The following is a 24,391-nucleotide window of genomic DNA, read 5'->3' on the forward strand; positions in this document are numbered from 1 at the left end:
TCCATGGGTCTACGTGGTGAAGCCGCGATCGTCGGCTACGTCGAACTACCACCGGAGCGGATGAACAAGGCCACACCGGCACCGTTCACCCTCGAGCAGTGGGCCGAGCTGGGGTCGGCCGCGCTCGACGATGCCGGCCTCTCCGGTGAGCTTGTCAACGGCATCGTCACCTCGCATCTGGCCGAGTCGGAGATCTTCGTACCGTCCACGATCGCCGAATACTTGGGCGTCCCAGGCAACTTCGCGGAGCTCGTCGACCTCGGTGGTGCGAGCGCGGCGGCGATGGTGTGGCGGGCGGCAGCGGCGATCGAACTGGGGATCTGCGACGTCGTGCTGTGCGCACTGCCCGCCCGCTACATCACGCCGATGTCGGAGAAGAAGCCGAAGCCGTTGGTGGACGCGGTGTTCTTCGGGTCGTCGAGCAACCAGTACGGTTCTCCGCAGGCCGAATTCGAGATCCCTTACGGCAACCTCGGCCAGAACGGGCCGTACGGGCAGGTGGCCACCCGCTATGGAGCGGTCTACGGCTACGACGAGCGGGCGATGGCCAAGATCGTCGTCGACCAGCGAGTCAACGCGAACCACACCGACGGCGCGATCTGGAAGGACAAGCCGCTCACCGTCGGGGACGTGTTGGCCAGCCCGATCATCGCCGACCCATTGCACATGCTCGAGATCGTGATGCCGTGTGTGGGTGGCGCCGCGGTGGTCATCGCGAGCGCTGACATCGCCAAGCGGGCGCGGAACAGGCCGGTGTGGATCAAGGGCTTTGGTGAGCACGTCCCGTTCAAGACCCCCACGTATGCGGTCGATCTCCTGCACACCCCGATGGCGGAGGCCGCCGCAACCGCGTTCGGCATGACCCATCTCACCCGCGCCGATATGGACATGGTCTCCATCTACGACTGCTACACGATCACCGTGCTGCTCTCGCTGGAGGATGCGGGGTTCTGCGAGAAGGGCAAAGGCATGCAGTTCGTCGCCGACCACGACCTCACGTTCCGTGGCGACTTTCCGCTCAACACCGCCGGTGGCCAACTCGGGTTCGGCCAGGCCGGTCTGGCGGGCGGAATGCACCACGTCTGCGACGCCGTCCGCCAGATCATGGGCCGCGCCCAAGCGGCACAGGTGCCCGACTGCAACCGCGCTTTCGTATCCGGTAACGGTGGAATCCTGTCCGAGCAGACCGTCCTCATTCTCGAAGGAGACTGACCTGTGACGTCCTTCGAACGGCCCATGCCCGTCAAAACCCCGACCACCGCGCCCTTTTGGGACGCGCTGGCCCAGCACCGCATCCTGATCCAGTACTCGCCCTCGTCGGATGCGTATGTGTTCTATCCGCGGGTCCGGGCACCGCGGACCCTCGCCGACGACCTCGAGTGGCGCGAGATCTCCGGGATGGGCACGCTGTACTCCTACACGGTGGCTCGCAGACCCGTCGGACCGCATTTCGCCGATGCGGTGCCCCAGCTGCTCGCGATCGTCGAATGGGATGAGGGACCTCGGTTTTCCACCGAGCTCGTCGACGTCGAACCTGACGAGCTGAACGTCGGGATGCGGGTCAAACCCGTGTTCTTCGACTACCCCGAGCATGACGTGACGATGCTGCGCTACACACCCGCGTAGTCGGCTTATCGCCGCAGCGGGGCCAGCAGCGCTTCCAGACCGTAGGCGAACACCGCGTCGTAGTCGGTGGGTGACTGCAGCGCTTCGACGAGGGCCCGGTCGGGCCAGTCGTCGGTCCACAGCGATGGGTCCTCCTCCTCGTGCTTCTCGCCGCGCACGGCCGAAAACTGCATCACCGCAGACGAAATGACATGCACCTCCACCGCACGCAGCACCAGCGCGGCATCGTGACCCGTGACCCCGAGTTCGGCGAGTTGAGCCGCCAGCGCCTGTTGCACCGGTAGGAACAGCCTCGGGGTCTGGTCACGCTCGTGGGCAATGGCGAGCAGATGTTGCCTGCTGATGAGCACCCGGCGTTGAGCGTCAGCGAGTGACGCGATGCGGTCGACCGCGCTGTCACCGTCGGTGGGAAGATGTGCCATTTCGTCGAGGAGCCGGTCGACCAGACTGTCGAACAGCTTGTCGCGGCCACCGACGTGCCAATAGATCGACGTCACCGCCACACCGAGCTGCTCGGCCAACCCGCGCATGGTGAACCCGTCCACCCCGTCCCGTTCGATCATCCTGGCGGCGGTGTCGAGGATGCTGTCGGCGTTGATCGACTCCCTACCCCCGCTCAACCGGTTCACCCCCGGTCATCCGTTCGGACTCGGGCAGGTCGAGGTAACGCTCGAGGTTGCGGTGCATGTTGATCACGCGGCGCTCCTCGTTGGACAGCGTGAGATGCTTCAAGCCGGGCTGGTGCAAACCCCGCTGCAATCCCGACAACACCGAGATGTCCTGGGTGAGAACCAGTCCCGGGTGGGCGTCGTCGGCCTTCACGCGCACATCGACGGGCTTGGAACGCGGCGCGCCGGGCGCCATCCGTGTCCACAGCAGCATCACCAACTCGCCGTGATCCGGATCGGATCCCGGATGTGACGTCATCACCGTCAGATGGTCGGCATTCATCAGCAGCGTCATGTTCGGAAACACGTTGTACTGGTGAAGCCGCAGGATCTGCTCGGTGTCCGCCCACTGCAGATCGACACCGCGGGAGGCGGCGAATGCGCGCGTGCGGGCGGCGATGACATCGGCCACCGATGCGCCGGGTTCACGTTCGTCGGGCAGCGGGGTGCCCTCTTCGACGCCCATCAATGCGCCCTGCGTGCACACGTACGCGTCCCACACCTCGTCATCGCTGAGCGGCTGGTTCAAATGCCGACTCGGAATCCCGTACAGCTGTTCGGATTTGCCCGTGTGACCCCAGATCGTCTGTGGGGCGTACACATCGTCCATGCAGCGGTGCAACTCGGGGTGCAGGGTCTGGATGTGGTAGGTCTCGCTGTATCCGTCGGCGATCGTCTTCCAGTTGGCGTCGACGTCGATCGTCATCGTGGCGTAACAGCGGAAGTCGGCGAGGCCGCACCACTTCACGTCGGCGGGCATCTCCTCGAGATAGTCGAGCAGCGGCATAGCGTCGACGTCGACGTTGACGAAGACCAGCCGATCCCAGGCGTCGACGGCGACCGGCACCAGCGGTAGCTCGGACATGTGCAATGCGCCGAACCCCTTGCGGTTCGGCACCCGCCGCAGTGATCCGCCGAGATCCCATGTCCAGCCGTGATAGCCGCACCGCAGTTCGCGCAGTCCCGAGCCGGCGCCGGAGCACAGGGAATTGCCGCGGTGGCGGCACACGTTCTGGAAGGCGCGCAGCACGCCGTCGTCGCCGCGCACGATCAGCACCGAGTATGGGCCGCACTGATATTCGAAGTAGTCGCCTGGCTCGGCGACGTGGTCGATCGTGCAGGCCAGTTGCCACACCTTCGGCCACATGCGTTCGATCTCGAGCGCAGCGAATGCGGGGGAGTAGTACCGCTCGGCGGGCACCAGGGTGGGCCGCGCGGGCGGGGTGCCGATCGCATCTTCGCGACGGAGTTCTTGTGTTGCGTCCGTCATGAACGGTCCTCTCCGAAGCCGCCGCGGAGCCTCTGTAACGGTGTTACAGTGCCCGACAATAGCGGCTGAAATCCGGATGCGGAGGGCTTATCGTGTTCGACCTGAAGATCACGGGCGGAACCGTCGTCGACGGCACCGGAGCGGACCGGTTCAGCGCGGACATCGGTATCCGGGACGGCAAGATCGTCGAAGTGCGTCGCCGCGGACCCGGCGACGCTCCGCTCGAGGGTGAGGCCGCCGAGACGATCGATGCGACCGGGAAAGTAGTCGCCCCCGGCTTCGTCGACATCCACACCCACTACGACGGGCAGGTCAGCTGGGACAGCTTGCTCGAGCCCTCCAGCGGCCATGGGGTGACCACGGTGGTGACCGGCAACTGCGGGGTCGGGTTCGCGCCGGTGCGCCCGGGTCAGGAGGAGTGGCTGATCGGGTTGATGGAGGGTGTCGAGGACATCCCGGGAACCGCGCTCACCGAGGGCATCTCGTGGGGGTGGGAGAGCTATCCCGAATACCTCGATGCCGTTGAGAAGAAGGACTTCGCCATCGATGTGGGCAGTCAGATCGCCCACGGTGCGGTTCGTGCGTATGCGATGGGGGAGCGCGGAGCCCGCAACGAGCCCGCCGCGCCGGAGGACATCGACGCTATGGCGCGCCTCGTGCAGGAAGGCATCGAGGCAGGCGCACTGGGCTTTTCGACGTCGCGCACGCTGGGTCACCGGGCCATCGACGGTGAACCGGTTCCGGGCACGTTCGCCGCCGAGGACGAACTGTTCGGCCTCGGCCGCGCCATGGCCGCGGGCGGGCGGGCCGTGTTCGAGCTGGCGCCGCAGGGCGTCGCCGGCGAGGACATCATCGCGCCCAAGAAGGAACTGGAATGGATGAAGCGGCTCGCCGCCGAGATCGACCGTCCCATCTCGTTCGGGATGATCCAGGTCGATGCCGCGCCCGACCTATGGCGGGAACAACTCGACATCTCCGCCGAAGCGCATGCGTCAGGCAGTGAACTCTATCCGCAGATCGCCGCGCGCCCGTTCGGGATGCTGTTCGGCTTCCCCGGCCATCACGCGTTCACCCACCGCCCGACCTTCCGCAAGCTCAAGGCCGAATGCGGCCGCGAAGAGTTGGCCGAGCGCCTGGCCGACCCGGCGGTCAAGGCCGCGATCCTGGCCGAGGAAGACTTGCCGCCGGACCCAAATGTGTTGTTCGACAACATGTTCGCGCTGGTACAGTACTCGCTGGGCCGCATCTATTCGCTGGGCGATCCACCCGACTACGAACCGACCGTCGAACGCACCGTGGACAAGATCGCCAGCGACCGCGGGGAGGATCCGCTGGCCACGTTGTACGACCTGATGCTCGAGGACAACGCAACGGCCATGCTGATGCTGCCGTTCTACAACTACTTCTACGGCAACCACGACGCGATCCGGGAGATGCTGCTGCATCCGGCGGGCGTGGTGGGACTGTCCGACGGTGGCGCACACTGCGGAATGATCTGCGACGCTTCGTATCCCACGTTCCTGCTGACCCATTGGGCGCGGGACCGCCGCCGCGGGCCGAAGCTTCCGCTGGAATATGTGGTTCGCAAGCAGTCCCACGACACCGCGCAGCTGTTCGGGCTGAGCGATCGCGGCGTCATCGAGGTGGGAAAGAAGGCCGACGTCAATGTCATCGACATGGATGCGCTGACGCTGCGTCCCGCGCGGATGGCCTACGACCTGCCCGCGGGGGGCCAGCGGCTGGTACAAGGCGCCTCCGGTTACACCGCCACGATCGTCAGCGGCGTGGTGACGAGGCGCAACGGCATCGACACCGGCGCCCGACCCGGACGTCTGGTGCGCAGCGCCCGCTGATCGCGGATTCGCCTCCGACGAGTGACCTCCTGCGACGCTGCTAGCTGTGAAGTTGCTGTCAATGCCGTGTTGACAGCAGATACTTCGACCGGCTAGATATGACACACCTGACGGAGTTTGTAATGTCCGGGCTCCGCCGTGTAGTACGTGCGAAAAGGGGCCGGGACATGAGCAGAGCCGCAACGGTTCGCGCGCAGCACGGCGAAACGGGGCCAGCCCGCCGCTCACGCATCGCCCACGCCATCAGGGTGCTCTCGGTGCCGATCATCCTCGGTTGGATAGTGCTCACCGCGGTCACCAACATGTTCGTGCCGTCGTTGGAGAAGGTCGGCGAGGCCAACACCGTCTCGATGAACGCCCATGACGCACCGGCTTTCATCGCGATGCAGCGCGTCGGTGCGAATTTCGAGGAGTTCGACTCGGACAGCAATGCGATGGTCATCCTGGAGGGTGACAAGCCGCTCGGCGCGGACGCACACCACTACTACGACGAGTTGATCAAGCGTTTTCGGGCCGACTCCGACCACATCGAGCACGTCGCCGACTTCTGGAGCGACCCGCTGACCGCGGCGGGCGCGCAGAGCGCCGACGGCAAATCCGCCTACGTTCAGATCTATCTGCGCGGCAACATCGGCGAGACGATCGCCAACGAGTCGATCCGAGCGGTACGCGACATCATCGCGGAAACGCCTGCCCCGCAAGGCGTCACGGCATATGTGACCGGCGGTGCGGCACTGAACGCCGATCAGCGGGTCGCCGGCGACAAGGGCGCGCTCAAGGCGACGGTCGCCACGCTGATCGTCATCGCGGTGATGCTGCTGTTCGTCTACCGCTCGATCGCCACCATGGTGCTGATCCTGTTCATGGTGTTCGTCGAACTCGGTGCCTCGCGTGGCATCGTCGCGTTCCTCGGCAACACCGGGTTCATCGGGCTCTCGACGTTTGCCACCAGCTTGCTCACCCTGATCGCGATCGCCGCGGGCACCGACTACGCGATCTTCCTGATAGGCCGTTATCAGGAGGCACGCCAAGCCGGCGAGGACACCGAAACCGCCTACTACACCATGTTTCACGGCACTGCCCATGTGGTGCTGGGCTCGGGTCTGACCATCGCCGGTGCCCTGCTGTGCCTGAAGTTCACCAGGTTGCCTTGGTTCCAGACCATGGCTGTGCCGTGCGCGGTGGGCATACTCGTCGCGGTGATCGCCGCCTTGTCATTGGGTCCGGCCGTCATCGTCGTGGGTAGCCGGTTCAGTCTGTTCGAACCGAAGCGGCCCATCAATTCCCGCGGATGGCGACGGGTCGGCGTCGTCGTCGTGCGGTGGCCGGGACCGGTTCTCGTCGCGACCTGCGCCCTGTCGCTGATCGGACTGCTTGCGCTCAACGGGTACAAGGTCGACTACGACGGGCGCCACTTCCTTCCGGCCGACACCCCGGCGAACATCGGATACGACGTGGCCGACCGGCATTTCGACGCCGCCCGGATGAACCCCGAACTCATGATGGTCGAAAGCGACCACGATCTGCGCAACTCGGCCGACTTCCTGGTGATCGACAAGATCGCCAAGGGCATCTTCCACGTACCGGGCATCGCTCGGGTGCAGACCATCACCCGCCCCCAGGGAAAGCCGATCGAGCACACCACGATCCCGTTCCTGCTCAGCATGCAGGGCACCACCAACCAGCTCAACCAGAAGTACCAGCAGGACCGGATGGCCGACATGCTGGTACAGGCCGCCGAGATGCAGACGACCATCGACCAGATGGAGAAGATGGCCGGCCTGATGCAGCAAATGGCCGACACCACACACAGCATGGTTCAGAAGACCAAGGACATGACGGTCGACGTCGCCGAATTGCGGGACCACATCGCCGATTTCGACGACTTCTTCCGGCCGATCCGCAACTACTTCTACTGGGAACCGCACTGCTACAACATCCCGATCTGCTGGTCGCTGCGCTCGATCTTCGACACCCTCGACGGAATCGACACGCTGACCGATGACATCCAGCACCTCGTTCCTGACCTCGAACACCTCGACAGCCTGATGCCTCAGTTGATTCTGCTGCTGCCCCAGCAGATCGAAACCATGAAGACCATGAAGACCATGATGCTGACGATGCACTCCTCACAGAAGGGGCTGCAGGATCAGATGGCCGCGATGCAGGAGAACTCGCACGACATGGGCGACGCGTTCGACGCATCGATGAACGACGACTCGTTCTACCTGCCGCCGGAGGCGTTCGAGAACAGAGATTTCCAGCGCGGCATGAGCAACTTCATCTCACCGGACGGCAAGTCGGTGCGCTTCATCATCGAGCATGAGGGCGATCCCGCCACCCCCGAGGGCATCGAGCACATCGACGCGATCAAGCTCGCGGCCAAGGAAGCCATCAAGGGCACCCCCTTGGAGGGGTCCGCCATCTACCTCGGCGGCACCGCCGCAACGTACAAGGACATGCGCGACGGGTCCAACTACGATCTGGTGATCGCCGGATTGTCTGCTGCCGCATTGATTTTCATCATCATGCTGATCATCACCCGGGCGGTGGTGGCTGCCGCGGTGATCGTCGGAACGGTCCTGCTCTCGCTGGGCACGTCGTTCGGACTGTCCGTGTTGGTATGGCAGCACCTGCTGGGCATCCGCCTGCACTGGATCGTGCTGGTGATGTCGGTGATCCTGTTGCTGGCGGTCGGCTCGGATTACAACCTGCTGCTGGTGTCCCGGTTCAAGGAGGAACTGCATCACGGGTTCAAAGTCGCGATCATCCGTGCGATGGCCGGTTCCGGGAAGGTGGTCACCTCGGCGGGTCTGGTGTTCGCCGCGACGATGGCCTCGTTCGTGGTCGGCGATCTGCGCAGCATCGCCCAGGTCGGCAGCACGATCGCGTTGGGTCTGCTGTTCGACACCCTCGTCGTGCGTGCGTTCATGACACCGTCCATCGCTGCGCTGCTCGGCCGGTGGTTCTGGTGGCCGCAGAAGGTGCTCACGCCCGCGTCGAAGCGCAGGATGGCCGCCGTGTTCCCGGAGCGGGCGGCGGCGTCGAACAGCGCCCGCGGCTGAGTGCAACCGGCGCCTGAAGCGGCGTCGAACCGGCGTTCCGGAGCTTTCCGAACGCGCTCCCTCGGACGTCAGCGGTGCGATGATGGGCAGATGTCTCACCCGGACCCGGCGGACAGCCCACTGCCGTCCGCCTCGGACTGGGTGGTCGCCGACCGCAATGTCGGCACGTTCCGGTTCTGGTTCGTCGGGCAGCGGTGGGAGTGGTCGGACGAAGTAGCGCGGATGCACGGGTACGAGCCCGGCGCCGTCGTTCCCACGACCGAGCTGCTGCTGTCGCACAAACATCCCGACGACCGCCAACACGTCCAGGACCTACTGGACCACGCCCTGCACCTGGGCGGCTCGTTCTCCAGCCGCCACCGGTTCATCGACACCTCGGGCAGGGTGCATACCGTCATCGTGCTCGGCGACCGGATGCTCGACGACACGGGTGCGGTCGTCGGCACCGAGGGTTACTACATCGACCTGACCGACACGTTCGCCCAGACCCGCCGCCAGGCGTTGAGCGATTCGCTGCCCGAGCTGTTCAAGGCGCGCGCGGCGATCGAGCAGGCCAAGGGTGCCCTGATGCTCGCCTACCAGATCGAATCCGACGCCGCGTTCGAGTTGCTGATGTGGCGCTCGCAGCACACCAACACGAAGTTGCGTGCCCTCGCCGCGCAGATCGTCGCCGAACTCGGCACGATCGATCCCCAGCGTGACGACATGCGGAGGCAGTTCGACCACCTTCTGCTCACCGCGCACACCCGCGTGCGAGACGAGTAGATGATCGTGGGACGTGGATGCGCGTCGTACTGAATTCGTCCCCGTCTGGGTATCACCAGGGCATGACAGTTCCGAGGCGAGCACCGCTTCGCCACTGACGGGTGGCTGACGTGGCGCAACTAGAGGTGAGCCAGGACACGCGCGACGCCGCGGTGGTGGTGTCGGTAATCGGCGAGATCGACTCGCACAGTGTCGGATCGCTGCAACCACACCTCGACCGCGCCGTCGACAGCGCGGACAGACATCCGGCCAAGTTGCTGATCATCGAGATGTCGCGGGTCGCCTACTTCGGCAGTGCGGGGTTGAACGCCGTCCTCGAGTGTTACGAGAAAGGGTTGGCTGCGGGAGTCACGGTGCGGCTGGTCGCCGCCAACGCCGAGGTGGTCCGCCCCATCGAGGTGACCAAGCTCGACAAGGTTCTCCGGCCGTACGCGACCGTGACCGAGGCAGTCGATGGATGAGTGATCCGCGCGGGCCGCATCGGCTGGCCACGGTCTTCGATGCCGACGGCGAGGTTGGGCCCGATCTCGCCGGAGTTCGGTGGGCCGACACGCCGTTGGGGACGCCGGACAGCTGGCCGCAGAGCCTGCGAACCGCGGTCAGCATCCTGCTGTCGTCTCGATTTTCGATGTGGATGGCGTGGGGACCCGACCTGACGTTCTTCTGCAATGCGGCCTACCGACGGGACACGTTGGGCCGCAAGTATCCCTGGGCGCTCGGCCGGCCGGCGCGCGAGGTGTGGGCGGAGATCTGGCCCGATATCGGCCCGCGGATCGATCGCGTGCTCTCCACCGGACAAGCGACGTGGGACTCGGCCCTGCTCCTGTTCCTCGAGCGCTCCGGCTATCAGGAGGAGACGTACCACACCTTCTCCTACAGCCCGCTGCGTGACGACGCAGGGCTGGTCGTCGGCATGCTGTGCGTGGTCAGCGAGGACACCCAGCAGGTGATCAGCGAGCGCCAGATGGCGACGTTGCGCGACCTCGGATCCGACCCGAGTGTGGCGCGTACCGAAGAAGAGATCATGGCGTTCGCCGAACGCCAACTCGACCAGAACCTGCGCGATCTTCCGTTCACGTTGACGTACCTGTTCGATGCCGACGGCGGTGCACGCCTTGCCGGTTCCACGGGGATCCCCGCCGGGCACCCCATCGCGTTCCCACGCGTCGCCGCGGGCCACGATGGCGGTTGGCCGCTCGACCAACCCGCGCGTGGTGAGACGTCGGTGGTCGCATTCGACGACGACCGGTATTCCGATCTGCCGACGGGGGACTGGCGTGATCCACCCACGCAGGCGCTGATCGTCCCGCTACAGCAGCAGGGCGGTTCCCCCCCGATCGGATTTCTGGTCGCCGCGCTCAATCGGTACCGCCCCCTCGACGACACCTATCGCGGCTTCGTGACGCTCGTGGCCGGACACGTCGCCGCAGGCATCGGCAGCGCGCGCAACTACCAGGCTCAGCAACAGCGCGCCGAGGAGCTCGCCGAGCTCGATCGCGCCAAGACGACGTTTTTCTCCAACATCAGCCACGAGTTCCGCACCCCGTTGACGTTGATCCTCGATCCAGTGGCCGATTTACGGAGTCGCACCACCGACCTCGACGACGTCACCCGCGACGAACTGGACATCGTGTGGCGCAACGGATTACGGCTGGCCAAACTGGTCAACACGCTGCTCGACTTCTCGCGTATCGAGGCCGGCCGCATGCAGGCCAGCTTTGTCCCGGTCGATCTCGGAGCCGTCACCGGCGAACTCGCCAGCGTCTTCCGCTCAGCGATCGAGCGTGCGGGCCTCACGTTCACCGTCGACTGTCCTTCCCTCGACGACACGGTCTACATCGACCGTGACCTGTGGGAGAAGGTGGTGTTCAACCTCCTGTCGAACGCGCTGAAATTCACGTTCACCGGCGGCATTTCGGTCAGCGTCACCCGCGACGGTGACGAGGCGGTGGTCACCGTCTCCGATACCGGGGCCGGGATTCCCGCCGCGGAGATGCCCCGACTCTTCGAACGGTTCCACCGGATCGAGAACGCCCGGGCGCGATCGAACGAGGGCAGCGGAATCGGGCTGGCCCTGGTCAAGGAGCTGGTGGAACTCCACGGCGGCAGCATCAACGCCGACAGCATCGAGGGTGTCGGTACCACCTTCGCGATCCGCCTGCGGTTCGGCACCGCGCATCTGCCGCCCGCGGCACTCTTCTCGCCGGACGACGCGCAGACACCGGCCGGGGGCGCCGAGTCCTACCTTCAGGAGGCGCTGCGGTGGCTGCCCGCCGACGGCGAAGGACCCGCCCCGGATTTCTCCTCGAACCGGCCCGCCGCGGCGTCGTCGCCCCCTGGAACCGGTGCGACACCGCGAGTGCTCATCGCCGACGACAACGCCGACATGCGTGAGTATGTCGCCCGGATGCTGCGCAACGACGGATACCTCGTCGACGCCGTCACCGACGGCCAGCAGGCGCTGGACGCGGTCCGTGCGGAGCTGCCCGACATGGTGATCAGCGACGTCATGATGCCGCGGCTGGACGGCCTCCAACTCGTCGACGCATTGCGGTCGGACCCTCGCACCGCGGCCACGCCGGTGCTGCTGCTCTCCGCCCGCGCCGGACAAGAAGCCGCGATCGAGGGTTTGCAAGCCGGCGCCGACGACTACCTCGTCAAGCCGTTCGCCGCCGCTGAACTGCTGGCGCGCGTCCGCGCGAACGTCAAACTCGCCCGGATGCGCAATCATCACTCCCGTTGGCGCACGGCGCTGATCGACTCGCTGCAGGAAGCGTTCTTCGTGGCCGACGAACGTGGCGCGGTGATCGAGATCAATGCGGCGTTCACCGACATCCTCGGGTTCGGCGCCGACGGGCTGCCGTACGAGCCGGTACAGCCGTGGTGGCCGACGGTGGAGTCGGATCCAGACGCGCACCGCCACGCCAATCAGGTGCTGTCGCAGATATTGCGCGAACCCCATGGCAGGCATACGGTTCCGGTCACCCATCGCGACGGGCACCGGTTGTGGGTGACGTTCACCTACAACCGGATCGAGGAGATCGACACCGGCCGGCCCGTGCTGGTCGGCACCTTCCGCGACGTCACCGCCGAGCACTACACGGTGCAGCGGGAGGCCGCCCTGGCGGCGCTCAATCAACAACTCGCGCAGGCTGACACACTCGACGACGCGGTACGCACGGCAGCCGACGTCCTGCGTGAGGTGTGGCGGGCGCACCGCGTTCTGGCCGTCACGTTTTCGGCTGACGACGGCGACACCGCGACCGGTCCGACAACGCTGGTCTGTTCCGGCGAACCGGTGCTGTGGCACGACCTGCCCGTGGCCACGAAACTGGCCATCGCCTCGCTGCGCTCGGCCGACTCGCTCGTCGCCGACGCGCCAGACACCGGATCCGCACGCATCGCCCTGCAGCATCCTCGGGGAGTGCTCGTCGTATACCTCGAGTTGCCCGAGCGCCGCCCGTTCACGCCCGAAGACAAGACGCTGCTGGCGGTCTTGGCCGGCAGGCTGGGCCAAGGGCTGCAGCGGGTCCACCAACTCGACCAGCAGCGTGAAACCGCGCTCGCGCTGCAGCACGCGATTCTCGGTCCGACCGTTTCGAGTGGCTTCGCCGTGCGGTACCAACCGGCCACACGCCCGCTGCAGGTCGGTGGTGACTGGTACGACGTCGTCGATCTGGACGACGGTCGCATCGCATTGATCGTCGGCGATTGCGTCGGCCATGGATTGACCGCCGCAACGGTGATGGGGCAGCTGCGAAGCGCGTGTCGGGCACTGCTGCTCGAACATCCCGGGCCGGCCGCGGCGCTGACAGCCCTCGACCGGTTCGCTGCCCGGCTACCCGGCGCGCGATGCACGACGGCATTCTGCGCCGTGCTCGATCCGGACACCGGTGAGCTGTTGTACTCCAGCGCCGGCCACCCGCCTCCGGTCCTGATACTTCCCGACGGCACGAGCCGATTGCTCGACGATGCCTCCGTCACTCCGCTCGGTTTGCCCTTCGATCACATTCGTCCGGAGGGCCGGCAGGTCATACCGCCCCGCGCGACGTTGCTGCTCTACACCGACGGCCTGGTCGAGCGTCGGCGCGAGTCGCTGGACAAGGGAATCCGGCGGGCCGTCGACGTGCTCGAAAGCCATTCGGCCACAGCGCTCGACGACCTGGCCGACGAGATCATGACGCAGCTGACTCCCGGCCTCGGATATCAGGACGACGTCGCGCTGATGCTCTACCGGCAACCGGCGCCGCTGGAGATCGAATTCAGTGCAGACCCCGCTGAACTGGCCGGCACGCGCAGTTCGTTGCGGAAGTGGTTGGTTCGGGCGGGGGTGGATTCGAGCCAGACACTCGACGTTCTGATCGCCACCGGAGAGGCGCTCGCCAACGCGATCGAGCATGGGCATCGGGACCGTCCCGGTGGCAGTGTCCGACTGCGCGCGGCCGTGCTGGCGGACCGACTTCACCTGACCATCGCCGACACCGGGGTGTGGAAAGTGCCCCATGTCGATCCAGCGGCCCACCGCGGCCGTGGAATTGCGCTGATGCGCGCACTCATGCACGACGTCAGGATCGAAACGGGGGATTCGGGTACGACGATCGACATGCACGCCAGGATCGGTTGATTACCACACCGGATGTCGGTACCGGCGATCAGCGGATTGCCCTCGGTGACCGAAGTGCAAGCAGCAGAGGGCAACTGAAGGGCTGTGCGCACCCGCCGCGATTTGTGAGTGTTCTCGTTCGCTGAGCGATCCTTTCCACGCACAGGTCGCGCCGGCGGACGCGTATGGTTACCGGTCGCGCCGGGTATCAGGTCGGGCATGACCTCACCGGCCAAGGCGCATACCGGCGAGCCCGACGAGACGGCGGGCGGCAAACTCAAGCGCGGGATCACCGGGCCGCTGCTGTTCCTGTTCATCCTCGGTGACGTGCTCGGCGCAGGGATCTACGCGCTGATGGGTGTGCTCGCGGTCGACGTGGGTGGTGCCCTGTGGGCGCCGCTGCTGCTGGCGCTGCTGCTGGCGCTGCTCACCGCCGGCTCCTATGCGGAGCTGGTCACCAAGTACCCCAAGGCGGGTGGGGCGGCGGTTTTCGCGGAACGGGCGTTCGGTCGGCCGGCGGTCTCGTTCCTGGTGGGCTACTGCATGCTCGCCGCGGGTGTGACCAGCGCGGCCGGTCTGTCTCTCGCCTTCGCCGGCGACTATCTCGCGACGTTCATCGATGTTCCAGCCGTGCCGGCCGCGATCGTGTTCCTGGCTTTGATCGGATGCCTCAATGCGCGGGGCATCAGCGAGTCGGTGAAGAGCAACGTCGTGATGACGGTGATCGAGCTGACCGGTCTGCTGATCGTCGTCATTGCCGTGTCGGTGATGGTCGGCGGCGGCCGCGGCGACGTCGGCCGCATCACCGAGTTCCCCGAGGGCGCCACGCCGGCGTTGGCGATCTTGAGCGGAGCGATCGTGGCGTACTACTCGTTCGTCGGCTTCGAGACGTCGGCGAACGTGGCCGAGGAGATCCGCGATCCGAGCAAGGTGTATCCCACGGCGCTGTTCGGCGCCCTCATCACCGCCGGCGTGCTCTACGTCCTGGTCGGTGTGGCGAGCGCGGTCGCGCTGCCCGCCGAGGATTTGGCGAACTCTTCCGGTCCGTTGCTCGACGTCGTCGCGGCAGCCGACGTCGGGGTCCCCGACTGGGTCTTCAGCGCCATCGCGCTCGTCGCCGTCGCCAACGGTGCTTTGCTGACGATGATCATGGCCAGCAGGCTCACCTACGGCATGGCCGAGCACGGCCTGCTGCCCAGCGTGCTTTCCCGCGTGCTGCCGCGGCGGCGCACGCCGTGGACGGCGATCGTCGCGACCACCGCGGTCGCCATGGCGCTGAGCCTGTTGGGCGATCTGTCGACGCTCGCCGAGACCGTGGTGCTGCTGTTGTTGATCGTGTTCATCTCGACGAACATCTCGGTGCTGGTGCTCCGCCGAGACCGGGTCGATCACTCTCACTTCCGAGTCTGGACGGCCGTGCCGGTGCTCGGGGTCGCGTCCTGCCTGCTGTTGCTGACCCAGCAGACCGCGAAGGTCTGGCTCTTCGCCGCGATACTGATAGCGGTGGGCGCGGTGTTGTATCTGTTGGCCCGGGCGGCGACGCATCGCTGATGACAGCGCTTGCGCACGGCGCCTGGAACCGCGAGAAGTTCCGCACGAGATGCGCAGCGACATTGCGGCCGAACGCATGGATACGGCCAACCCGGGATGAAAGCGGAACGCGGCATGCGACGGTGGATTACGTTCGCGCCGGTGACTTTAGTTCGAAAGGGGGAACGAACGATGGTGGGATTTTCGGCCGATCCTGGTGGCGCTCTTCGCCGTGGGCCCGGAGCGTCGGCGATCACACGGTCGGTGGTCGTACTGGCGGCGCTGTGTCTACTGATGGGCATCGGCGGGGGACCGGCTTCGGCGTTCCCGGGGGGAAGTGACGCGGCGGGCGCGTTGACGATCGGCGGGCTGAACCGCACCTATACGGTGCATGCCCCGCCGGGGCTCGCTCGGCCCGCCGGGCTCGTGCTCAACCTGCACGGCGCCGGGATGACCGGACAGGCGCAGGCCGGGGCCACCAACTACAACGCGATCGCCGATCAGTACGGCTTCGTCGTCGCCTATCCCGACGGTATCGACATGAGCTGGGCGGACGGTCGCGGCGCCTCACTGCCGGACCGCCAGGGCGTCGACGACGTCGGTTTCCTGGTCGCGCTCGCCGACCGGCTACGCGAGGAGTACGGCGTCGACGCCGGCCACGTCTTCGTGACCGGAACATCGGCGGGTGGCTTCATGGCGACGCGGCTGGCGTGCCAACGTGCCGACGTCTTCGCCGCTGCGGCACCGGTCGCGGGCACGTTGGCGTCGGGTTTCCCCTGTGCGCCGTCGCAGCCGGTGTCGGTGCTGGCGGTGCACGGAACGGCCGATCCCGTGGTGCCGTTCGCCGGTGGCCCGATGGTCGGCCGCGGCGGGCCCAGCGACATCGTCGCGCCCGCGGCGATGGCGCAGCGCTGGCGTGAGCTCGACGGCTGCCCAGCCCCGGTCGAACAGGTGCAGGGCAGCGTCCACCGGTTCGTCGCCGCCGGGTGCGCCGGCGGAACGGAGGTGGTGTTCGTCCAGATCGACGGCGGAGGCCACGTCTGGCCCGGCGGTTCCTTCGACGCCTCTCAGTCGAGCGGGCAGTTCTTCGCCACCCACGGTAGATGATCCGTCGCTTCTGCCTACGGTGATCTGACGGCACACTGCACGGCGCGAAACGAACAGGAGATCCGATGAGCGACGACGTCCCGGCCATCACGGGCATCCACCACATCTCCATCACGGTGACCGACCTCGAGGCCAGTCTGGCGTGGTATCAACGCCTGCTGGGGGCGGACCGGGTGCCGATGAAATTTCCGCACTACGAGCGGGAGGACACCGGATACGGTGAACTGCTGATCGAGCCACGCTCCAGTGTCGTTATCGGACTGCACACCAACACCGGCAACGACGGGAACCAATTCGACGAAGCCCGAACCGGTTTGGACCACCTCGCCTTGAATGTGGCGTCACGAGACGAGTTGGAGGCGTGGACCCGACGGCTCGACGAACTCGGCATCGCGCACTCGGGTGTCCGGGCGGCCGAGGAGCCCTTTCCCTTTGCGACCGTGGTGTTCCGCGACCCCGACAACATTCAGCTCGAACTGTTCGCGATCGGCTGACCGGCAACCGGGAGGTCAGCAGGTCAACAGCAGGCAGCCGGCGATCGGCCCGCCGCCGGCCGCGGCGACCGCCACCTCGGGTCGGGGGGACACCTGCCGCTCGCCGGCCTGCCCGCGCAGCTGAAGACACGCCTCGTGCAGCAGCCAGTAGCCGTGCATCCGGCCCGCCGACAACTGTCCTCCGTAGGTGTTGAGCGGCAACGCGCCGTCGAGTGCGATGCGGGAGGCGCCCTCGACGAACGGGCCCGCCTCACCGTCGGCGCAGAACCCCAGCGCTTCCAGCCAGGCGAATGTCAGAAAGGTGAACCCGTCGTAGAGCTCTGCGAGGTCGACATCCGATGGCCTCAGGTCGGTGCGCGACCACATCTCGGCGGCCGCGTCGGTGGAAGCCATCTTCGGGAAGTCGTCGCGGTGGAACCACCCTCCCGAACCGTACGCTCCGCCAACGGCTTCCGCGGCCACCGGCGGCTGTGGACAATCTTCTACGTAGTCGGCGTGAGAGATCACGAACGCAATCGACCCGTCGATGGGCACATCGCAGTCGTACAGACCGAACGGTGTGGATACCGGCCGCGCCGCCAGGTAGTCGTCCATGGTCATCGGATCACGGTAAGCGGCAAGAGGATTCAGTCCGGCGTTGCGTCTGCTGTTGATCGCCAGCCAGCCCAGCTGTTGCTTGGTGGTTCCGTACAGTTCCATGTGCCGTCGGCAGTGCATGGCCAGCCAGTTGGCCGCGGAGTAGGCGTGCGCGGCGAGCAGTTCGTCGATGTCGCCGAACGGCCCGAGCTTGCGCCGCGATCCGGGGGCGCGGGGTTCGATCGGCGGGTTCGCCAGCGGGTTCGGCTCCGAGGTGGGGGGCGTCTGCGTCATCGTTCCGCCGAGCATCTGCACGGTCCGATACACCAACACGTGTCGCGCGCGCCTCTCGGAGACCGCCACCATCGCCGACATCACCGGAGTGAGCACACCGCCGGTCGGGAACCCGTATCCCTGGTCGATCGCCGGACCGCCCAGTGCCGCAACGACGTCCACCAGTGGCGTGTCGCCGAACGTCACGATGCCGTCGATGTCGTCCGGCGTGAGACCGGCATCGGCGACGGCCGCGCGCGCCGCCTCCATCGTCAGATCGATGTCGGGGATCCCGGTGCGGCGCCCGATACGGGAGATGCCGAGCCCGCTGATGATCGCGTCCTTCTCGAACGTGCGCAACCTGCCACCGCCTCGCCCTCGTGCCGCGCGGACGTCCCGTATTCGCGTAATCCCTGTGACGACGCCCGCTGCAGACTGTACTTTCCTAGAGGTGTCCGACGACGTGTCACCTCCCACCGCGGCCAGAATGCTGCCCGCTCTCGACGAGCACAATCGGGCCTTCTGGACGGGGGGAGGGGATGACCAACTGCTGATCACCCGGTGTGAGCGTTGCGAGTTGTGGGTGTCACCACCGGCCGCGGACTGTCCCGACTGCGGAGGGCGACTCACCGCTCGACCGGTGTCGGGCCAGGGCACGGTGTTCACCTACACCGTCAACCACCAGCCGTTCAATCCGGCTGTCGCGCTGCCGTACGTCATCGCGATCGTCGAACTCGACGAACAACCCGGCCTGCGCATCGCGGCCAACATCGTGGACTGTCAACCTGATTCGGTACACATCGGTCTTCGGGTCGCGGTGCGCTTCGAACGTCACGACGTCAACGGCGAGACCGTCTTGGCACCCGTCTTCGCGCCGCGCTGACGCGATTCAGGCGCCACGCTTGAGGTGCGGCGCCGTGGCGTGCGCGACGGTCGACCGCCGGCGACGCGGTGTGGCCGCCTCGACCTCCACACCGCCGATGCCCGCTTCGCGGACCTGCTCGCGGAGTCGGCGCAAAGCCTGCGCGAGCAGACGCGACACGTGCATCTGCGAATAGCCCATCCGTTCGGCGATCTGTGTCTGCGTCATGCTCTCGAAGAACCGCAGCAGCAGCACGGTTTTCTCACGTTCGGGTAACGCAGCGATCAGCGGCCGTACGGTTTCGAGGTCGACCACCTTGTCGATGTTCGGATCGATGTCGCCGAGGGTGTCACCGACCGAGCGCAACTCGTCGTCGTCGGAGGCTTGGACGTCGGTCGACAGCGTCGAGTAGTTGCTGCTGGCGATCGTCGCTTCCATCACCGCTTCACGTTCGATGCCGAGGTGGCCGGCGACCTCGGACGGGGTCGGCGCGCGCCCGATTTGCTGCGACAACTCGGCGCGGGCCTTCACCAGTTGCCCTTGGAGGTCCTTGAGTCGGCGGGGGACTTTGACCGCCCAGCCATAGTCTCGGAAGTGGCGGCGCACCTCGCCCATGATCGTCGGGATCGCGAAGGACAGGAAGTCGGCGCCGTTGTCGGGGTCGAAGCGGTTGATCGCATTGACCAGGCCCACGCGCGCGGCCTGCACCAGGTCGTCGATCGGCTCACCGCGGTTGCGGTAGCGGCGGGCGACGTGGTCGGCGAGCGGCAACGTCCGCTCCACGATCGCCTCCCGCTGGCGCCGATGCGGAAGTGATCCTTCGTCGAGCAATTTCAGGCGGCGGAACATGTCCGTCACGTCTGCGTATTCGGAATTCGCCTCTGACACCACACAGGCTCCTCGCTCCCGACCCTGCCGTATGGATCACACGGCTCGGATCTGAACCTGTGGCTGCTGCGGTCTACCCTTTCCCACGTTTTGTCGAAACATGGCCCGTCGGGACCTGTGACCAGCGTAGCCGTCCACGGGGATTTCCGTGGTCAACCGGCGAACTCTCGCGCTTTCCTCGGCGTGTTGACGGGCATGGCGTGCTTGCCATAGGGCCGCTGCTGCCTGCCGAGACGCACCGGTGCAGAGACGAGTGGACTGTCCCAGATCGCACCCGTGAACACCGCGGCGCCCAGCGCCGTCAAACCTGCCATCGCGACCAACGTGTCGGGGTCCATGCCTTGGGGTTACCCACCGACGGCCGCTGCAACGCCCATCGGCGCAGAAAAGTTTGCTCGCGCGTTCGACGCGGCGGGCGAGGAGTTCGGGGATCCGGTCTACGGCGCGTCACGGCCGTGCGGTGTTCTCGACGATGATCTGGCAGGCCGTCTCGTAAAAGGCGCTGATGAGCGTGGAGAAGGACAATTCGAACGGGTAGATCATGTGTACGTCGAGCGGCTCGAGGTGCCATTCGGGTAACACCGGAACAAGGGTGCCCTCGCGCAACTCCGCGGTGCAGATGATCTGGGTCGGCATAACACCGATCCCGAGCCCCTGCATGATGTATTGCTTGCAGACCTGAAAGTTGTTGGCGCGCGCCCGGACTTGCGGTGTCAGATCGCGTCGGCCGGCCTTGCCGGTGACCGTCAGTCTGCGGGGCCCGCCGAAGCCGAAGTCGATGAACGCAAGCGTGTTCAACTGTGCGGGATCGCGAATCGGTTCGGGCAGTCGCGCAACGAAATCCGGTGACGCGCAGAGGAACAGCTCGAGGTCGAAAACCTTGCGCGCTATCAGTGTGGAGTCCTGTAGCGGTCCGGTGCTGAATACCACGTCGAACCCGTCCCGGACCGGATCGACCACCCTGTCGACCAGCCGGATGTCCAGCCGCGAGTTCGGATAGTGCTGCAGGAACGCCGCACCGACGCGGGAGGCATAGTCGACGCCGACGAAGACCGGGATCGCCACCCGCAGTTCGCCCTGAGGCTCCTGCCTGCTGCCCTCGACCAGCGCGCGGACACCGTTGGCCTCGGCCAGGATGTTGACCGCGTGGGCGTACACCTGCTCACCGAGATCGGTGACGGTGAGCTGGTGGGTGTTCTTGCGAAGCAGTTTGATGCCCAGGTCGGATTCCAGCCTGGTCAGCTTGCGGCTGACGGTCGACTTCGGCATTCCGAGCAGCGCCGCCGCCTTCGACAAGCTGCGGTTCTCGACCACCTTGCCGAAGATCAGCAGGGCATCGACGTCGAAGGGCAGATTTTGTTCCATCGGTCTGCGACGCCCTCTCCATCTCGCCTGAATGTTCCAAATATGCAACAGGGTGTTGCGCTCACGGGTCTGTTTCGGCCATTTCGGCGGCGGTACGTTCGGCCTACCGTCTCCAGCCCCGACGGAGGAGAGATCGTTGAGTCACGACATCCTGGTGACCAAACCCGCGAGCGGACACTGGACCGACGCCTACCCCGAACTGGGTCGTGGTCCCGTTTCGCTGGAGGACTGCGTTTCCGAGGAGTTCTACAACAAGGAACGCGAGCACGTCTTCAAGAAGACCTGGCTCTACATGGGACGGGTCGAGCGGGTGCCGAAATCCGGCAGCTATTTCACCCGCGAGCTGTCTTTTCTCAACACCTCGGTGATCATCGTGCGAGGAAAGGACTCCGTGGTCCGCGCGTTCCACAACATCTGCCCGCACCGAGGCAACAAGATGCTGTGGGAGGACGATCCCTTCCATGAGGTCGAGGGCCGCGCACCGCTGCTGTACTGCCGCTTCCACGGTTGGCGCTACAAGCTGGACGGCTCGCTGCACTCGGCCACCCGCAAGGATCTGCTCCTCGACTTCGACGCGGACAGCTGCCGGGTGCCCGCCATCCAGTGCGAGGTGTGGGAGGGATTCATCTTCATCAACCTCGACCCGCGCAACACCGAGCCGTTGCGCGAGTTCCTCGGGGAACTGGCGCACGAGATCGAGGGCTATCCGTTCGCGGGACCCCATCAGGTGTACAAGTTCAAGGCCGAACTGCAGTGCAACTGGAAGATCTTCCTCGACGGGTTCGCCGAGAGCTATCACGGGCCGTACCTGCACGCGTCCTCGTTCGGCGCGCTCACCGCGGAGGCCAGGGACGCGTTCAACCAACCGAATCCGTTCACCGACGCCTTGGCCTACCGGCTCAAGGGCCCGCACCGGATGTTCTCGTTCTCCGGTGAGCCGTCGCGAAAGACGCCGTACTCCAAGCCGATCGAGTGCGTCTTCGAGGCCAGCGCGGCCGGGCCGTGGAACAAGAAAGCCGACCGCGGGCCGATGCCTCCCGGTATCAACCCCACGCGGTCGGAGAAGTACGGATTCGACTCGTTCCAGTTCTTCCCGAACTTCGTGCTGATCTTCGGGGCGTCCGGTTTCACCGTCCACACGCACTGGCCCACCGGACCGCACTCGCACATCTTCGAAACGGAGGCGTATTACCAACCGCCGACGACACACAAGGAGCGGCTGGGCCAGGAGCTGACGGTGACGTTCCTCAACGACATCATCCTCGAGGACGCCAGCCCGTCGGAGGGTCTGCAGGCCATGCTGAACAGCGGCGTGCTCACCCACTTCACGATGAACGACGAGGAAATCCTGCTGCGCCACTTTCACAAGGTCGTGGGCGATTACGTAGAAAAAGGCGTCAAGGCCGAGGAAGAACCGAAGGCGATACGATGAGCGCCGTTCTGCCGCCGGAGTTTTCACACCTCGAACACCTTGTGCCCGAATGGGCCATCGAGGACGGACATGCGCGCTATGTAAAGCGGGTCAACAGTTCCATGGAACAGATCCGCGCGTTCTACGACGAGATCTTCCCGCACGCCGAAGAAGCGGTGGCTTACATCGACAAGTTCGACTACTCCGAGCCGCTGCCCGAGGACGTCGCCAACCTACGGAACCTGCTCTACTCACTGATCACCGTCTCGCTCGCCGTGGAGTTGTGGAACCAACCGCGAGTCAAACATTCGGCCGACACGATTCTGACGAGGGTGAGCTGAGCCGCCGTGAGCCTGACCTCCGCACAACTGGACGTCGCCGACCTGACCCCCAGGATCGGCAGCGAGATCAGAACCGACCTCGACACACTGCTGAGTGGCCGCGCCGCCGAAACCATCCGCGCCACACTGGAACAACGCGGAGTGGTCTTCTTTCGCGGCTTGCAGATCAGCGACGAGCAGCAGGTCGCGATCGCCACAACGTTGGGTACCGTGGTCGCCAACGAGGGCGAGGACGGAATCTACAAGATCTCTCTCGACGAGAACATCAACCAACGCGCGAAGTACCTGAAGGGTTCGATGTTCTGGCACTTCGACGGCTCCCTGCAGCCCTACCCGAACCTGGCGACGTTGCTCCGAGCGGTGAAACTGTCTGATACCGGCGGTGATACGGAGTTCTGCAACACCTATGCCGCATACGACGATCTGCCGCAATCCGACAAGGATCTCATCGCCGATCTTCGCGTCGTGCACAGCGCCGAGCGATCTCAGTACTATGTCACACCCGAGATGAGTTACGACGAGATCGCGTTCTGGCAGAAGTCCCCGACGAAGGCGTGCCCCATCGTGTGGACGCACCAGTCCGGCCGCAAGTCGCTACTGCTCGGCGCGACAGCCGACTACGTGGTCGGCATGCCCGTCGAGGAGAGCCGCGCACTGCTTGCCCGGCTTCGTGATTGGGCCACCCAGCCGCAATACGTCTATCGGCACCAGTGGGAGGTCGGCGATCTGTTGATCTGGGACAACACGGGCACCATGCACCGCGCGCTGCCTTACGCCGCCGACAGCGGTCGCCTCATGCACCGGACCATCCTGGCGGGCGAAGAGCCGCTGAATTGAAGCTGGGCATCGCGACACCGGTCGTCACCAACGTCGCCGGGGCGGCATTGACGTGGGAGCGCGACGCAGGAGTCGAGGACATCGGCCGCGTCGCCGAAGCGGCGGACCGGCTCGGCTACCACCACCTGACCTGCAGCGAGCACATCGGGATCCCGGCATCGGAGGCCGGGCGGCGCGGCGCCCGGTACTGGGACCCGCTGGCCACCCTGGGTTATGTGGCGGCCCGCACCCAGCGGATCCGGCTCGCCACCATGACCCTGGTGCTCGGATACCACCATCCCCTGGCCATCGTGAAGCGTTACGGCACACTCGATCACGTCAGCCGGGGCCGGCTGATTCTCGGTGTGGGAGTCGGGTCACTCAAAGAGGAGTTCGACCTTCTCGGCGCGCCGTTCGACGACCGCGGTCCGCGCGGCGACGACGCCCTGCGGGCCCTGCGCGCCGCCCTGGCGAGCAATGAGCCCTCCTACGACGGCGAGTACTACTCGTTCGGCGGCCTCATCGTCGACCCGTGCGCGCTGCAGCCCCATCTGCCGATCTGGGTCGGCGGCCGGACCAGACGCTCGCTGCGGCGGGCGCTCACGCTCGCCGAGGGCTGGGCTCCGTTCGGCATCTCGGTCGCGACCGCGGGGGAGTGGTTGAAGGCGCGCGAGGTGCCGCCCGGCTTCGAGGTCGTGCTGCCCGCCGACCGTCCGCTCGACCCGGTCGACAACCCCGACGCGACGCGGGAAACGTTGCGCGCGATGGCGAACGCGGGCACGACGGTCGTGTCCGCGCGCTTCGTCCACCGCTCGCTCGAGCATTACCTCGAGCAGATCCACGCACTCGCGGAATTGCACCGCGACGACGAGAGGTGA

The 24,391-nt window shown here is 66.0% G+C and carries 21 protein-coding genes; 15 read left to right on the forward strand and 6 right to left on the reverse strand.

Annotation, left to right across the window (positions count from 1 at the left end; all coding sequences use genetic code 11):
• Positions 1-3: 3 nt before the first annotated feature.
• Both AU193_RS13265 and AU193_RS13270 read left to right on the forward strand, forming a co-directional pair.
• Positions 4-1,212 carry a thiolase family protein gene (locus AU193_RS13265; protein WP_064422846.1) on the forward strand — a complete coding sequence of 403 codons (1,209 nt, stop codon included), beginning with the start codon at positions 4-6 and terminating at the stop codon, positions 1,210-1,212.
• Between the two features lie 3 nt (positions 1,213-1,215).
• Entirely contained in the window at positions 1,216-1,626 is a 411-nt protein-coding gene (locus AU193_RS13270; RefSeq protein WP_064422847.1) for a Zn-ribbon domain-containing OB-fold protein, read from the forward strand.
• Positions 1,627-1,631: 5 nt separating this feature from the next.
• On the opposite strand, the gene AU193_RS13275 is transcribed toward AU193_RS13270, so the two are convergent.
• Both AU193_RS13275 and AU193_RS13280 read right to left on the reverse strand, forming a co-directional pair.
• Entirely contained in the window at positions 1,632-2,246 is a 615-nt protein-coding gene (locus AU193_RS13275) for a TetR/AcrR family transcriptional regulator (protein WP_064422871.1), read from the reverse strand.
• Complete coding sequence (locus AU193_RS13280) at positions 2,233-3,564, reverse strand: SRPBCC family protein (protein ID WP_064422848.1); 1,332 nt, start codon at positions 3,562-3,564, stop codon at positions 2,233-2,235. Before AU193_RS13280 ends, AU193_RS13275 begins: the two co-directional genes overlap by 14 nt.
• A gap of 92 nt (positions 3,565-3,656) precedes the next feature.
• On the opposite strand from AU193_RS13280, the gene AU193_RS13285 reads away from it, so the two are divergent.
• From AU193_RS13285 to AU193_RS13320, 8 genes are all read left to right on the forward strand, one after another.
• Positions 3,657-5,417 carry an amidohydrolase family protein gene (locus AU193_RS13285; protein ID WP_064422849.1) on the forward strand — a complete coding sequence of 587 codons (1,761 nt, stop codon included), beginning with the start codon at positions 3,657-3,659 and terminating at the stop codon, positions 5,415-5,417.
• A 167-nt stretch (positions 5,418-5,584) separates the two neighbouring features.
• Positions 5,585-8,482 carry an RND family transporter gene (locus tag AU193_RS13290; RefSeq protein ID WP_064422850.1) on the forward strand — a complete coding sequence of 966 codons (2,898 nt, stop codon included), beginning with the start codon at positions 5,585-5,587 and terminating at the stop codon, positions 8,480-8,482.
• 90 nt (positions 8,483-8,572) lie between these two features.
• On the forward strand, positions 8,573-9,247 hold the full coding sequence (locus tag AU193_RS13295) for a PAS and ANTAR domain-containing protein (RefSeq protein ID WP_082682962.1): 675 nt from the start codon (positions 8,573-8,575) through the stop codon (positions 9,245-9,247).
• A gap of 110 nt (positions 9,248-9,357) precedes the next feature.
• Positions 9,358-9,708 carry an STAS domain-containing protein gene (locus AU193_RS13300; RefSeq protein ID WP_064422873.1) on the forward strand — a complete coding sequence of 117 codons (351 nt, stop codon included), beginning with the start codon at positions 9,358-9,360 and terminating at the stop codon, positions 9,706-9,708.
• Positions 9,705-13,871 (forward strand): SpoIIE family protein phosphatase, encoded by a 4,167-nt coding sequence (locus AU193_RS13305; protein ID WP_064422851.1) that lies wholly within the window; start codon positions 9,705-9,707, stop codon positions 13,869-13,871. The genes AU193_RS13300 and AU193_RS13305 overlap by 4 nt, the downstream gene beginning before the upstream one ends.
• Positions 13,872-14,069: 198 nt before the next feature.
• On the forward strand, positions 14,070-15,401 hold the full coding sequence (locus tag AU193_RS13310) for an APC family permease (RefSeq protein ID WP_064422852.1): 1,332 nt from the start codon (positions 14,070-14,072) through the stop codon (positions 15,399-15,401).
• A 273-nt stretch (positions 15,402-15,674) separates the two neighbouring features.
• The gene (locus AU193_RS13315) at positions 15,675-16,487 is read left to right on the forward strand and encodes a PHB depolymerase family esterase (protein WP_172798299.1); all 813 of its coding nucleotides are present in this window, start codon (positions 15,675-15,677) and stop codon (positions 16,485-16,487) included.
• Positions 16,488-16,552: 65 nt separating this feature from the next.
• Positions 16,553-16,981 (forward strand): VOC family protein, encoded by a 429-nt coding sequence (locus AU193_RS13320; protein WP_064422853.1) that lies wholly within the window; start codon positions 16,553-16,555, stop codon positions 16,979-16,981.
• Positions 16,982-16,996: 15 nt separating this feature from the next.
• Here AU193_RS13320 and AU193_RS13325 read toward each other — a convergent pair whose 3' ends face one another.
• Complete coding sequence (locus AU193_RS13325; protein WP_064422854.1) at positions 16,997-18,190, reverse strand: thiolase family protein; 1,194 nt, start codon at positions 18,188-18,190, stop codon at positions 16,997-16,999.
• Positions 18,191-18,281: 91 nt separating this feature from the next.
• Between AU193_RS13325 and AU193_RS13330 the strand changes: the two genes are divergently transcribed.
• Positions 18,282-18,713, forward strand: coding sequence for a Zn-ribbon domain-containing OB-fold protein (locus AU193_RS13330; protein WP_064422855.1), 432 nt, complete (start codon positions 18,282-18,284; stop codon positions 18,711-18,713).
• A gap of 6 nt (positions 18,714-18,719) precedes the next feature.
• On the opposite strand, the gene AU193_RS13335 is transcribed toward AU193_RS13330, so the two are convergent.
• From AU193_RS13335 to AU193_RS13345, 3 genes are all read right to left on the reverse strand, one after another.
• The gene (locus AU193_RS13335) at positions 18,720-19,580 is read right to left on the reverse strand and encodes a SigB/SigF/SigG family RNA polymerase sigma factor (protein ID WP_082682965.1); all 861 of its coding nucleotides are present in this window, start codon (positions 19,578-19,580) and stop codon (positions 18,720-18,722) included.
• Between the two features lie 152 nt (positions 19,581-19,732).
• Positions 19,733-19,918, reverse strand: coding sequence for a hypothetical protein (locus tag AU193_RS13340; RefSeq protein WP_064422856.1), 186 nt, complete (start codon positions 19,916-19,918; stop codon positions 19,733-19,735).
• 109 nt (positions 19,919-20,027) lie between these two features.
• The gene (locus tag AU193_RS13345; protein WP_064422857.1) at positions 20,028-20,945 is read right to left on the reverse strand and encodes a LysR family transcriptional regulator; all 918 of its coding nucleotides are present in this window, start codon (positions 20,943-20,945) and stop codon (positions 20,028-20,030) included.
• Between the two features lie 136 nt (positions 20,946-21,081).
• Here AU193_RS13345 and AU193_RS13350 point away from each other — a divergent pair, with 136 nt between their 5' ends.
• The 4 genes from AU193_RS13350 to AU193_RS13365 are packed head-to-tail and all read left to right on the forward strand — an operon-like array spanning position 21,082 to position 24,391.
• The gene (locus tag AU193_RS13350) at positions 21,082-22,377 is read left to right on the forward strand and encodes an SRPBCC family protein (RefSeq protein ID WP_064422858.1); all 1,296 of its coding nucleotides are present in this window, start codon (positions 21,082-21,084) and stop codon (positions 22,375-22,377) included.
• Positions 22,374-22,697, forward strand: a complete 324-nt coding sequence (locus AU193_RS13355) for a hypothetical protein (protein WP_064422859.1) — start codon at positions 22,374-22,376, stop codon at positions 22,695-22,697. Before AU193_RS13350 ends, AU193_RS13355 begins: the two co-directional genes overlap by 4 nt.
• A 6-nt stretch (positions 22,698-22,703) precedes the next feature.
• A complete protein-coding gene (locus AU193_RS13360; RefSeq protein ID WP_064422860.1) occupies positions 22,704-23,534 on the forward strand; it encodes a TauD/TfdA family dioxygenase in 831 nt (276 codons plus the stop codon).
• Entirely contained in the window at positions 23,531-24,391 is an 861-nt protein-coding gene (locus AU193_RS13365) for a TIGR03619 family F420-dependent LLM class oxidoreductase (RefSeq protein ID WP_064422861.1), read from the forward strand. Before AU193_RS13360 ends, AU193_RS13365 begins: the two co-directional genes overlap by 4 nt.

It is taken from the genome of Mycobacterium sp. GA-1285, assembly GCF_001499905.1.
Taxonomy (GTDB): domain Bacteria; phylum Actinomycetota; class Actinomycetes; order Mycobacteriales; family Mycobacteriaceae; genus Mycobacterium.